Annotated in this window: 11 protein-coding genes; 9 read left to right on the top strand and 2 right to left on the bottom strand. The window is 44.4% G+C overall.

Annotated elements, in window-relative coordinates; all coding sequences use genetic code 11:
- Window positions 1-228 precede the first annotated feature (228 nt).
- The 3 genes from L5M18_RS04100 to L5M18_RS04110 all read left to right on the top strand — a co-directional run bounded on the left by L5M18_RS04100 (window position 229) and on the right by L5M18_RS04110 (window position 2,449).
- Window positions 229-1,077 carry a hypothetical protein gene (locus tag L5M18_RS04100; RefSeq protein WP_263196017.1) on the top strand — a complete coding sequence of 283 codons (849 nt, stop codon included), beginning with the start codon at window positions 229-231 and terminating at the stop codon, window positions 1,075-1,077.
- A 39-nt stretch (window positions 1,078-1,116) separates the two neighbouring features.
- The gene (gene rlmA / locus L5M18_RS04105) at window positions 1,117-1,932 is read left to right on the top strand and encodes a 23S rRNA (guanine(745)-N(1))-methyltransferase (RefSeq protein ID WP_263196019.1); all 816 of its coding nucleotides are present in this window, start codon (window positions 1,117-1,119) and stop codon (window positions 1,930-1,932) included.
- A gap of 307 nt (window positions 1,933-2,239) precedes the next feature.
- Window positions 2,240-2,449 (top strand): cold-shock protein, encoded by a 210-nt coding sequence (locus tag L5M18_RS04110; protein WP_011789734.1) that lies wholly within the window; start codon window positions 2,240-2,242, stop codon window positions 2,447-2,449.
- A gap of 1,012 nt (window positions 2,450-3,461) precedes the next feature.
- Here the strand turns inward: L5M18_RS04110 and rne are convergent.
- Window positions 3,462-6,896 carry a ribonuclease E gene (gene rne / locus L5M18_RS04115; RefSeq protein WP_263196020.1) on the bottom strand — a complete coding sequence of 1,145 codons (3,435 nt, stop codon included), beginning with the start codon at window positions 6,894-6,896 and terminating at the stop codon, window positions 3,462-3,464.
- 542 nt (window positions 6,897-7,438) lie between these two features.
- Here rne and rluC point away from each other — a divergent pair.
- Window positions 7,439-8,398 (top strand): 23S rRNA pseudouridine(955/2504/2580) synthase RluC, encoded by a 960-nt coding sequence (gene rluC / locus L5M18_RS04120; protein ID WP_105252860.1) that lies wholly within the window; start codon window positions 7,439-7,441, stop codon window positions 8,396-8,398.
- Window positions 8,399-8,420: 22 nt separating this feature from the next.
- Window positions 8,421-9,140 (top strand): HAD family hydrolase, encoded by a 720-nt coding sequence (locus L5M18_RS04125; protein WP_263196022.1) that lies wholly within the window; start codon window positions 8,421-8,423, stop codon window positions 9,138-9,140.
- 172 nt (window positions 9,141-9,312) lie between these two features.
- Here the strand turns inward: L5M18_RS04125 and L5M18_RS04130 are convergent, their stop codons facing one another.
- A complete protein-coding gene (locus L5M18_RS04130) occupies window positions 9,313-9,897 on the bottom strand; it encodes a Maf family protein (RefSeq protein ID WP_263196023.1) in 585 nt (194 codons plus the stop codon).
- Window positions 9,898-10,159: 262 nt separating this feature from the next.
- On the opposite strand from L5M18_RS04130, the gene yceD reads away from it, so the two are divergent.
- From yceD to L5M18_RS04150, 4 genes are read left to right on the top strand one after another with little or no spacing between them, the layout of a single operon-like run.
- The gene (gene yceD, locus L5M18_RS04135) at window positions 10,160-10,684 is read left to right on the top strand and encodes a 23S rRNA accumulation protein YceD (protein WP_028760371.1); all 525 of its coding nucleotides are present in this window, start codon (window positions 10,160-10,162) and stop codon (window positions 10,682-10,684) included.
- A 16-nt stretch (window positions 10,685-10,700) separates the two neighbouring features.
- Entirely contained in the window at window positions 10,701-10,871 is a 171-nt protein-coding gene (rpmF, locus tag L5M18_RS04140) for a 50S ribosomal protein L32 (RefSeq protein WP_006081226.1), read from the top strand.
- A 15-nt stretch (window positions 10,872-10,886) separates the two neighbouring features.
- Window positions 10,887-11,915 carry a phosphate acyltransferase PlsX gene (plsX, locus tag L5M18_RS04145; RefSeq protein ID WP_028760370.1) on the top strand — a complete coding sequence of 343 codons (1,029 nt, stop codon included), beginning with the start codon at window positions 10,887-10,889 and terminating at the stop codon, window positions 11,913-11,915.
- Between the two features lie 9 nt (window positions 11,916-11,924).
- On the top strand, window positions 11,925-12,884 hold the full coding sequence (locus L5M18_RS04150; RefSeq protein WP_028760369.1) for a beta-ketoacyl-ACP synthase III: 960 nt from the start codon (window positions 11,925-11,927) through the stop codon (window positions 12,882-12,884).
- Window positions 12,885-12,941 lie beyond the last annotated feature (57 nt).

Genomic DNA, 12,941 nt, shown 5'->3' on the forward strand with positions numbered 1-12,941 from the left:
AATGGTTATGTGAAGTTCATTGTATACGTCACTTACATCTTCCTGTGCTTAACGTTATAGAACACTGGAGGCATAAATATGCAACCACGCAATGTCACTACTATTTCTCGAATGCCGATTTACGGCATCATGAAGATTAAGTCATATCTTGCGATGGTAATGATTTACGGGGTGATTTTAATTGGTATTGGACGGTACAATTGCGGTTAAATAGGAGAATAATGTCTTATGTACCATCAATTTCTAAATGAGCCTATGGTGCTTGATGTTGCAAAGGCATCAATACTCACATTACGGCTACCCGACGATGTGAGTGATTTTATTGTGTCGCAGGCGATCAATGCCCCTTTACTAGAGATTATCGTCATCGCTGAAGCCGGAATTCAGCAAAATATAGCCATCCGCTTCCAGCCGTTTATGGGTCTTAAGGTCGAATCGTTACCGCAAAGCCCTCAGGCTTTCAATACACCAATAACCCGCAGCCTTGGGCAAGGTTTTAGGCTTTACACGCGGATGGGAACTGCTGCGAAATTTTGTGCGGCTGAATTGAGGCGAGGTGTATCTTTTACCTTAGATACAACTCGTCATTTAGGTGCAGATAATGACTTAATAGGTGCAGATAGTTACTTAACTTTTGCCTTACAAGCCAATTCAAAGTTTGAGTTAGTACCCTTAGAAGCGGATTTGCGGGTTTTGCACGAGCCCAAAGCGTTAATGGTTGCTAAAGCACTGTTAGCAAGGCACTACGACTATGCCGCATCATCTGAATCTCTTGCAATTTACATGACCGAAATCGAGCAGGTTAGATTAGAATTGCAGTCGTTTATGCGCGGGGAGCTTGGTCAATGTCACGCCAGCCTTGCTGATGAAGTATTAAGGATCGATCCCTTGCTACTGCAGAAACAACAATGGTTATTTAGAACCTATACCCATATGTTTGAGCGACCAAACTACAGCCGCGCTGCTAATGATGTTGATAACACTGATAAGCTATTAAGAAAATTAGAGTGTTATGAATTACTCGCTTCACCGGAATTGACCCTGATGGTAGATCGATTGATGGAAGACGAAACATAAACTTTTTACCCAAATTTAGCTAAATGATAAGAGTCCATTATGCATTATTTATGTCCCCTGTGTGCCGCCCCACTGACGTTAACGGAGCGAACTTGGGGTTGTTCGCAGCAACATAAGTTTGATATGGCCAAAGAAGGCTATGTCAACTTATTGCCTGTACAGAAGAAAAACTCAAAAGATCCTGGTGATAATAAACAGATGATGTTTGCTCGGCGTGAATTTTTAAACGCGGGTTACTATCAAGGTTTGAGTGATAGAGTGAATGAGCTCGCACTTGAGTTTGGTGCCGAAGCAAAACAAATCCTCGATATAGGCTGTGGGGAAGGGTACTACAGTCAACGTTTATTCCATGTGTTGAGCCAGCACCATGATTGCAATTTACAAGGTATAGATATTTCTAAGTCTGCGATTAAATATGCATCTAAACGTTACCCTAATTTGCAATTTTGTGTCGCAAGTGCCTATGAAATGCCAATCGCATCCCAAAGTGTCGATCTTGCCATTCGTATTTATGCCCCTTCAAAAGTAGAAGAGTTACAACGGATTATGGCTGATGGAGGCTTACTGATAACGGTTTCTCCGGGACCTTTACACCACTTTGCGTTGAAACAACAAATTTATGCTGAGCCAAGATTACACCCCGTTTCCACAGCGCATATTGCTGGATTTGAGTGTCTGCATCAGGAGCGCTTAATCTCCCAGTTAGAGCTGGCAAACAGTGAACATATCGCTCATTTTTTAGAAATGACGCCCTATGCTTGGAAGTTTACTCATGCCCAAAAGCAAGCATTTGCGTTGCAAGGACTGAACTGTGAATTGGATTTCCAAATTGAGGTGCATCGGATTTCAAAGTAAGCGATAAGATTAAGCTATTGAAATAAATTATTTAAAATGCTTAACTGTACTTGCTAAACAGCATGAACCTAGTGTTCTGCTAGCCGGTTGCAAAACCGTAAAGTAGATTTAGGCAAAATAAATAATCCAAAGTGTCGCAGTGTGTTGACTTATCTTTAGAATGGTTTATAGTCTTATCAGCTTGAAGGTTGGGCTTATATTTATGTGTTCAATACGACCAGTTCGTCCTGTAAACATAAGTAATACCGGCATTTTCCAGCTCCACCCGCCGTTAAGGCTTTAATTTTTTATTTACAGGATTTATATTATGTCTCAAGTTACTGGTGTTGTTAAGTGGTTCAACTCTGACAAAGGTTTCGGATTCATTGAGCAAGAATCTGGCCCAGATGTATTCGTACACTTCCGTGCGATCAACTCTGACGGTTTCAAAACTCTTGATGAAGGCCAAAAAGTGTCTTTCACTGTGACTCAAGGTCAAAAAGGTCCACAAGCTGAAAACGTAACTATCATTGGTTAATTTTCAGTGCTGTTAGCTTGGAGCTGATAGCAATGGATTAAAGGGCTATGGTTAATTCCGTGGCTCTTTTTATTTGTGCGAAAATAAAATTTCATTTAGTTTAGATTATTGAATCCAGTATAAGCGACGAGATCCACTTAACATGTTGCATTAATTTAATGCTTAAATCTGAAGTTAATCCTCTAATCTTTCTCTGTTAGAATCCAATTCTGATATCTCCAAGATTTTCAATAAAACCATTTGATACACTCTCCTTATTTTTACCCCTGTAACATTCAATTCCATTATATGTTAACTCTTAACTCTTAACGCTTACTCTTATCGAGTTTATTTTTTGCGTAATCTTATATTCAATGTCGAACGCGAATGTGTCTAATCATTCATTTGTTGTAAATCAGTGACTTCAGATATTGCCGAATATGATTGGTGCACTTGCATTTCTTGCACTTAGTTATCCTACATATACTAAGCTGTACCTAAGGCTGAAAGCCTTGTAGTAAAGAGTTGAGGCTGGCAAAGCATTTAGTACTTGATCTTAATGAACACTAGCTTATTTATGATGTAGTTTGGAGCCGACCAAAAAACGAATATGGCTATTGAGATGCCTTGCATTTCGTACATTTAAGTATTTCCGACAGAAGCTTTAGGCTGCTAATCCAACTTAATTATCGGCTACTTTATAGCGGAATAATGCTTTCCCTCGACTAGTTTTTCTAACTTATAAAGGAGGGGTCTACAGTTAGCACTAAATGGATTAAGAGCCCTTTCTACTGGCGGGTATTGGCCTGATATTTTGTTAGCATGTTTATTGCTTCTAATGTGACGTTAGTGACAACGCAAGAATACTTAAAGTTGAGAACTATATACCGAGGAACTTTTGATGGGTTATGTTATTCAAGGGGCTACGATTAAGCCGAAAAATGGATAGAGCTAAATTTAAATATTGTGGAGTATTACAGTGTAAATAAAAAAGCCATGCAATTGCATGGCTTTTCTGGTTTAGCTTAAGTGATTATGGACGTGCCATATCCGACTCTGCACCATTAGCGAGCTTGATTTTGGCAGTAGACTCTTCGTTCGCAGTATTCTCATACTCTCGTCCTTTAGGGACTGCCACTTGTTCTCTCACTTCAACGACAGGCTTGGTCATATCCGAAGACACCATAGAGCCAAAGCGGCTGGCGGCTTTCGGCTTGCTGACAACAACTGCATCCGTGATTTGCGGTGTTGTTGGAGCTGTTTGTACTGTGGCTTGAGGCTTAGCGATAGCAGCAGGTCTGGCCATTGGCGCAGAGGCTGTTGCTTTCACGGCTTCTTTTACTTCAGCGCTCGGTGCAACACTTGGCTCGACAAGTGTTTCGGTTTTAGCTGCTTCAGCTTTGGGTACTGCTACTGATTTAGTCACTGAGCTTTCAACTGATGGGACTGCAACGACTACGGCTTCAGTAGTAACGCTGGTCACCTGAGTTTCAACGATTGACGCAAGGTCAACTTTTACGTCAGCAGCCTTTGGCTCTTCCGCTTTCGTTTCAGTGGTTTTAGTCACAACAGGTTTAGTTTCAACTTGCTGAGTTTCAACTGCTGCAACGTCATTTGCTTGAGGCAGAGGCTCAACTTTTGCTTCTACTTTAACAACAGCAGGAGCTCCAACAGCTGGAGTTGAACTTGTTTCAGCTATTTCGACGTCAGCAGTTTTAACGGCTGGTTCAGTTACCGCTGTTGTTTGAGTTGCAACAACAGGAGTTTCCACTCGAACACTGACGATTTCGCTTGGGTACTCTTGGTCAGCACCTAATTCGTCATTAGGAACGAATTGCGCTGGCGTTGATGTACCTTGGTCATCTTCGTCGCGACGACGACGTTGACCCGCTGCACGAAGGTGGCGAGGGCTACGACGGCTACGACGTTGACCATCTCTTTGCTCGCGTTTTGATTGATCATCAGCATTTTCGTTGTCAGCATCAACTTCGCTATCTTGCGATACAGCATCCGCTGCTACAGTATGAGCTGTTGTGTCAACCAAGGTGTTTTCAGCTACGTTAACAGCATCAACCGCAGGTGTTTCCACTACAGTAGAAATTACAGTTGTCTCTTCTAGCACAATATTTTCTTGCGCTTCTTGAGCGGGAGCAGCTTCCTTACGAGGCTGGCGACGTGTTCTTGGTGCTTTAGTTTCTACTGGCGTTTGTGCAATGACTTCAGCTTTGGCATTAACACTGATAGTACTTGCCGCTGCGGCGTTAAGGGCTGCAATTTCCGCTAACACTTCTGCGGCATCTTCAGGTGCAATTGGGATCGCATTATCTGGCGTATTATGGCCATTATCGATACGCACCTTACGACGCATGTTACGGCGCTGACGACGCTCACGGGCGACTTCTTGCTTAGGGGCATCATCTGCTTCAATGTCGGCAACAACATCTTTTGGCGCTTGTACGCGTGGCTTCGGTTCAGCTTTAGCTGGACGTTTAGCCGCTTCTTCTTTTTCGCGTACTGGACGTTCTTGTGTGCTGACTACTGCATCAGTCGGCTTTTTTGGATTGCGGCTACGCGGCTCACGAGTGCCTTCTTTTGCTTTGTCGGCATCTTGGGCATTGCGTGGGCGGCGAGTGTCATTACGACGGTTACGGCGATTTGCGTTAGCCGCACTGGTATCAGTTGCTTTAGTTTCAACAACTTTTACGGGTTCAGCTTTTTCACTTGGCGCAAACATGGCAATGATTGCACTCACAAGCTTGCTGAAGAAGCCTGGTTGTGGCGCTTCAACTTTCACCGTTGGTGATGGGGCTTGTTCTACTTTTTGTGGCGCTGCAAAACCTTTTAATGCCGGAATAGGCGCCGCAGTACGTTCCAGTTTGCGTGGCTCATACAATTTGGCTTCAGGATGCTCTATACGCTTATAGCTTGATTCACTGATTTCATCATCACTACGGTGACGGATCACGCGGTAATCAGGCGTCATCATGTGTGCGTCAGGTATCACATACACTTCGACATCGTGACGCTGTTCTGTGATGCGAATGGCTTTGCGTTTCTCGTTTAACAAGAAAGCTGCAACATCCACAGGCACAATCGCTTCGATTTGTGAGGTGTTTTCTTTGATGGCTTCTTCTTCCATCAAACGTAAAATTGACAGTGCTAAAGACTCGGTACTGCGAATCGTGCCTTGGCCATGACAGCGAGGGCAGATATGCGCTGCAGATTCTTCTAAAGAGGGGCGCAGACGTTGACGCGACATTTCCATCAAACCGAAACGAGAAATGCGACCTAACTGCACGCGAGCACGATCATGGTGCACAGCATCACGTAAACGGTTTTCAACTTCACGCTGATGACGCACTGGCGTCATATCAATAAAGTCGATAACCACTAAGCCACCTAAGTCGCGGAGGCGCAATTGGCGGGCAATTTCATCGGCGGCTTCGAGGTTAGTGTTCAGTGCTGTTTCTTCAATATCGCCGCCTTTAGTGGCACGGGCAGAGTTGATATCGATTGAGGTTAAGGCTTCAGTTGGGTCGATAACAATCGAACCGCCAGATGGCAGACGCACTTCGCGTTGGAAGGCGGATTCAATTTGTGATTCGATTTGGAAGTGAGTGAATAATGGCACTTCAGCTTCGTACAGTTTTACGCGCTCAACGAAATCAGGGCGAACTAAGGCGATATGTTGCTTCGCTTCTTCAAAAATACGTGGATGATCGATGAGGATTTCGCCCACGTCACGGCGTAAATAGTCACGAATAGCGCGAACTATCACATTGCTTTCTTGGTGAATTAAGAAAGGTGCGCCTTTAACTTGTGAAGCTTCGGTGATCGCCGCCCAGTGGTGTTGTAGAACTTTTAAGTCCCACTTTAACTCGGCAGATTCTTTGCCTACACCCGCAGTACGCACGATAAGACCCATGCCCGCAGGCACTTCTAAGTCAGCCATCGCTTCTTTTAGCTCAGTGCGTTCATCACCTTCGATACGACGAGAAATCCCGCCAGCACGTGGGTTGTTTGGCATTAATACTAAGTAAGAGCCTGCAAGGCTGATGAAGGTCGTTAAGGCTGCACCTTTATTGCCGCGTTCTTCTTTGTCAATTTGGACAATAACTTCCTGTCCTTCACTGACCACTTCTTTGATGTTTGGGCGACCTTGGAACGAATATCCCTTCGGGAAATATTCTCTAGCGATTTCTTTCAGTGGCAAAAAGCCGTGACGATCGGCACCGTAGTCGACGAAAGCGGCTTCTAAAGACGGTTCTACTCGGGTAATTTTACCTTTGTAAATGTTTGATTTTTTTTGCTCATGACCTGGGCTTTCAATGTCTAGATCATACAGTTGTTGCCCATCAACAAGGGCAACACGCAACTCTTCTGATTGAGTTGCATTGATTAACATACGTTTCATGATGACGTCATTCTTCTTTAAATAGAGGTCATCAAACATCGCGCTTCGCTGCATTACGGGCCTAGCAGTAGGTCAACTGAGCCTCACGGCTGGTGGCTAGGCAAGAGGTGCGCATTACTGTTAGACGCAGTCGCTGCGTGTCGCATCCTATTTATGGCTTATTTTTTAATGATTACAAAAACAAGGAATTCGTTGTAAAACATCAACCAACCCCATAAATTCTTTAGTTTCGTTCCGGTAATGCCCAAGTCGAATCGGTTTGTCTGACGACAAGTTAAAATATCCTTCGAAATCGGGGAGGAAAACCTAGGGTAAACCTTATTAAAGTAAGGTGACTTTCTCGATTTAATCGTAAAAAACGCATTTGTGGTATTTTTACTCTATATACGATTTGCAAATCAATGATTTGCTATCAAGAAAATCTTTTTTTATCCGTTAAATTTTCCGCTTGGGATCAGGGCGTTGTGAACACTTTATTCACGGCTTATCCCTAATCGCTGGTGAAATATAGCAATAATCAAAAAATTCAGCAATGGAAAGGCACAATTCTTCTCAGTTGTTGTACAATGGCGACCGTTATAATTAGATGGCGCATCATGAATATAGAATCCACCCCACAACAGGTTCAGTTGATCACGATTGATGAAGATCACTTCGAACAGCGTATCGATAACTACTTAATGACCAAGCTGAAGGGCGTGCCGAAAAGCATGATCTATCGCATTGTCCGCAAGGGCGAGGTTCGAGTGAATAAGAAACGCATCAAACCCGAGTACAAGTTGCAGATTGGCGACATAGTACGTATTCCGCCAGTCCGCGTGGCAGAGCCGGATAACCGTACCGCACCATCGGCGAACTTAAGTAAAGTCTCGCAACTCGAAGATCGTATTTTGCATGAAGACAATCATTTGATCGTGCTGAATAAACCTGCTGGCATTGCCGTGCATGGTGGTAGTGGAGTCGATTACGGTGTGATTGAAGCATTGCGTTCACTGCGTCCTCAACAAAAGTTTTTAGAGCTAGTACATCGTCTCGATAAAGATACTTCGGGCGTGTTGTTGGTGGCGAAAAAGCGTAGCGCGCTTAAACATCTGCATGATCAGCTTCGGTATAAAAAGATGCAGAAAGACTATTTGGCCTTAGTTAAAGGGGAATGGTCTGCTCAAGATAAAGCCGTTAAACAGCCTTTATTGAAAATCACCCTTAAATCGGGTGAGCGCATTGTGCGTGTTAATGCGGAGGGTAAACCTTCAGAAACGCGCTTTAAAATTATGCAGCGTTACCAAGGTTGTACTTTAGTGAAGGCAAGCCCTGTCACTGGACGTACTCATCAAATTCGGGTGCATTGCCAATTTGCTGGCCATCCTATCGCCTGTGATGATAAGTACAGCGAGCAAGGGTTTGACGATAGCATGCGTGCATTAGGTTTAACTCGACTCTTTTTACATGCTGCTGAATTGATGTTCATTCATCCAGAAAATGATGAAGTGATGCGGGTTTCAGCGCCTTTAGATGAAAATTTGTCGCAATTACTCGATAAGTTAAAGCGTGCGTAATCGACGGGGATAGGTTTCAAGGATGAAGATAAAGCAATACGATTTAGTGATTTTCGATTGGGATGGCACTCTGATGGATTCCATCGGTAAAATTATCACTTGTATTGAAAATATGGCTAAGGCATTGCAGTTACCTATCCCAACTGAAAGTGACATTCGCGATATTATTGGTCTTTCTATGACAGAAGCGCTGCGAGTCCTGTTCCCACAGGGACTTAATTGCAGCGCTTCTTCTGCCAATTATCAGCATCAGCAGCATTCTAATAATGCATTCAGCCAAGGCGAAGATGATCAATATCAGCAAATGCGCGCTGAGTTTAAAGCACAGTATTTGCATTTAGACACCACGCCAACGCCCTTGTTTGTACAAACTCCAGCGTTAATTGATGACTTGCATAGCCAGGGCTATAAGTTAGCCGTCGCAACCGGTAAAGCTCGTGCGGGACTTGATCGCGTCTTTGAGCAAACAGGCTTAGGTCGATACTTTGTTGCGTCACGCTGCGCTGATGAAGTGCACAGCAAACCCCATCCTGAAATGATCTCAAGCTTGCTGAAAGAATTGAATATTGCCCCGAACAGAGCCTTAATGGTGGGTGATTCTCTGCTGGATTTAACCATGGCGGCCAATGCAGGGATTGATAGCGTTGGTGTGACCTATGGCGCTCACAGTGCCGAAAAGTTGCTGCGGGCAAAACCTATCGCCTTGATTGATTCACCAAAGCAATTACTGCAATACCTCTAACACTGCTATTTAATACTGAAGCGGCAATACATGCCGCTGCGCATGAGACTTCCTTATCACTTTTATTTACGTCTCGTCTTCTTGTCGATGAAACGACTCTGTAGCCCAGTATTTTTAATGCGCGTCATCGATTCAATAAACTGAGCAAATAGAGCAAAGCCTTGGTAAACGTTTAAGCAAGAACGTCTACACCTTGGGCTAACAGCATTTCCGTCAGTAATATCAGTGGTAAGCCAACTAAGGTATTGGGATCGCGACCTTCGAGCGCTGTAAATAACGCGATACCTAAACCTTCGCTCTTAAAACTACCCGCGCAATAATAAGGCTCTTCTTTTTCAATGTAAGCCACAATCTGCGCATGGCTAAGGTGCCTAAAATGAACCGTAAAGGGTTCAACCTCGGCGGCCATAGCGCCAGTTTTGGCATTATAGAGTGCAAGACCAGTATAAAAGGTGATGGCCTTGCCTGAGGCTTGAGTGAGCTGCGCGACGGCATTATTAAAATGATGGGGTTTACCAATAATCTTGCCATCAATGACGGCAACTTGATCGGATCCAATAATCAGACCATCGGGGAATTGTTCTGCCCCCGCGACGGCTTTTGCTTTGGCTAATCGCAGCACTAAAGCATGGGCTGATTCTTCGAGATACGCCGTTTCGTCAATATTAGGATTGCAGCATTCGAAGGGTAACCCGAGTTTTTGCAGTAAAGATTGTCGATATACAGACGTCGAAGCTAAGATTAATGGGGTTGGCATAATGAGATATCCGCAAAAGAGTGACTCATATTGTGACCAATCAATGCGGGAGAGTGCAAGAGTTTCGTCTTTTACGGTTTCTTTTCAATGAATGCGACTATTTTAGTCGGCTTGCGCTTGTATGCGGCCCCATGCTTGGGTACTATTTCGCTTCCGTCAATTTCAATGTTGGGGCAGGGGAAAGGCTTAAGTCGCAAACTGGGACTTAAGTTAGTATTTTTTCTTTGACTCTAGCGTTTTCAAACTATAATATGCGCGCCTTATGCAAACAGTAAAGATACCGGTTTCAATTGATCCATTTCGCGCCGCCTCGAGTCGCCTAGTTTATCAAGGCGTTGTTCCTGGTGTGCAACTGAAAAGATTAACTGAGTTATGTGCCGGCGACTGTTCCGATGTGGCAGTGTCGCTTGAATGTGGCGTAGATTTACAGGGGATAGTCTACCTGAAAGGGAAGGCTGTGACGGAGCTCACTCTGATATGTCAACGTTGCATGACACTATTTACCACTGAGGTTACGGTCGAGTTTTGTTTTGGTCCATGTCGGACTAAAGCAGAAATCGATGAGCTCCCGGATGCGTATGACCCAATTGAGTGCAATGAAATTGGCGAAGTGCGTCTACATCAATTGATCGAAGATGAATTGATAGTCGCTATGCCGATAATCCCAATGCATCAAGAAATTGATTGCAGTGCAGGATCTAAAGACATGGTTGTAGGCGAGATAGAACCCGCTCAAGAGGAGCGTCCAAATCCGTTTGCAGTGTTAGAAAAACTGAAGAGCAAGTAATCGAGGAGACAGGCCAATGGCTGTACAACAGAACAAAAAATCACGTTCAAAGCGCGGAATGCGCCGTTCACATGACGCACTGAGCACTGCTCAGCTGTCTGTAGACGCTACCAGCGGTGAAATCCATATGCGTCACAATGTGACTGCAGATGGCTTCTATCGCGGTAAAAAGGTAATCAACAAGTAATTTGTTGGTTTCCTAATGACGAATCTGACGCTTGCGTTAGATGCAATGGGTGGTGATCATGGCCCCCACGTCACGGTGCCTGCAGCCTTGCGGGCACTACAATTACATTCTTTTCTTAAAATCATTTTAGTCGGTGACAAGACTGAAATTGATGTCTATCTACGTCAAGCCGAAGCGAGTTTACTTTCGCGCATAGAAATCATTCATACCGATGAAGTCGTTAGTATGTCCGATAGGCCTGTGCATGCCTTGCGTACACGTAAAAACAGTTCCATGCGATTGGCTATTGAGTTAGTGCGTGACGACCGCGCACAAGCGTGTGTGAGTGCCGGTAACACTGGGGCGCTGATGGCAATGGCGAAAGTATTGCTGAAGACCTTGCCTGGTGTTGATCGACCTGCATTAGTCAGTTGTTTACCTGCGGTGACTCAAAAACCGGTTTATTTGTTGGATTTGGGCGCGAATATTTCCTGTGACTCGGAAACCTTATTTCAATTTGCCGTGATGGGCTCAGTCCTGTGCGAAGCGGTAGATAAGAAATCTCGGCCAAAAGTCGCCTTGCTCAATGTGGGCGTTGAAGAAATTAAAGGCAATGACCAAGTTCAGCAAGCCGCGCAGTTGCTGCAACACACAGAACAAATCAATTACACAGGTTTTATCGAAGGGGATGAAATCTATTCCGGTAATGTGGATGTGATTGTTTGTGATGGGTTTGTGGGTAACATCACGCTCAAGACCTCAGAAGGTATTGCCAAGTTATTGGTACATCAGTTAAAACGGGGACTAACCCAAGGTTTATTCGTTCGTTTTCTGGCTAAACTTATCGCCCCACGTATTCAGGCGGTGCTTAGTCAGATGAACCCCGACCACTATAACGGTGCAAGTCTGATAGGATTGCGCGGAATAGTTGTAAAAAGCCATGGAAACGCGGATGAAACTGCCTATTTACAAGCAATTAGTTTGGCAGTAACGGAAGCTCAACGTCGACTCCCTGAAATGATAAAAGATCGTTTGGAGTCGATTCTTTTAGATATAAATAACTGATCCCTCCTTATGCATACAAAAATTCTCGGAACTGGTAGTTATCTACCGGTGCAGGTGCGTAGCAATCAAGATTTGGAAAAAATGGTGGAAACCACTGACCAATGGATTGTTGAACGTACAGGTATATCAGAACGTCGCATTGCGGCTTTCGATGAAACCGTTTCAACTATGGGCTACCAAGCGGCATTAAAAGCGCTAGAGATGGCTGGCATAGAAGCATCAGATTTAGACATGATCGTTTGCGGCACCACCAGTGCTCCCAATGCTTTTCCTGCTGCGGCCTGTGAAATTCAAGCCATGCTTGGCGTGCATACCATTCCAGCTTTTGATATCGCAGCGGCGTGTTCAGGCTTTGTTTATGCTTTATCTGTTGCCGATCAATTTGTAAAAACGGGCGCGGCTAAAAAAGTATTAGTGATTGGTGCCGATGTACTGTCTCGCTTATGTGAGCCAGAAGATCGTTCAACGATTATTTTATTTGGTGATGGTGCGGGCGCGGTTGTGATAGGCGCATCCGAAACGCCAGGGATCATTTCGACCCACATTTATGCCGACGGTCGCCAAGGTGACTTATTGAAATGCGCTTTCCCACCACGTAAAGGCGAAACCTCTGAAGCGGTCGGTTTTATGACCATGAAAGGCAACGATGTCTTTAAAGTGGCTGTGACTCAATTGTCCCATGTGGTGACTGAGACGTTACGCATTAACAATATCGATAAGTCAGAAATTGACTGGTTAGTGCCACATCAAGCCAACTTCCGAATTATCAATGCTACCGCTAAAAAGCTCGATATGAGTCTTGATAAAGTCGTATTGACCTTAGCTAAACACGGTAATACTTCTGCCGCGTCAGTGCCCATTGCATTGGATGAAGCCGTACGTGATGGCCGTATTCAGCGCGGACAACTACTGCTGCTTGAGGCCTTTGGTGCTGGGTTTGCGTGGGGCAGTGCGCTCATTCGTTTCTAAGTTCTACATGTGTGTTCCACATGATTTTTCAATAAATTAAGTTAGCCATAGGTAATT

This window comes from Shewanella sp. SM20 (assembly GCF_025654545.1).
Lineage (GTDB): Bacteria > Pseudomonadota > Gammaproteobacteria > Enterobacterales > Shewanellaceae > Shewanella > Shewanella oncorhynchi.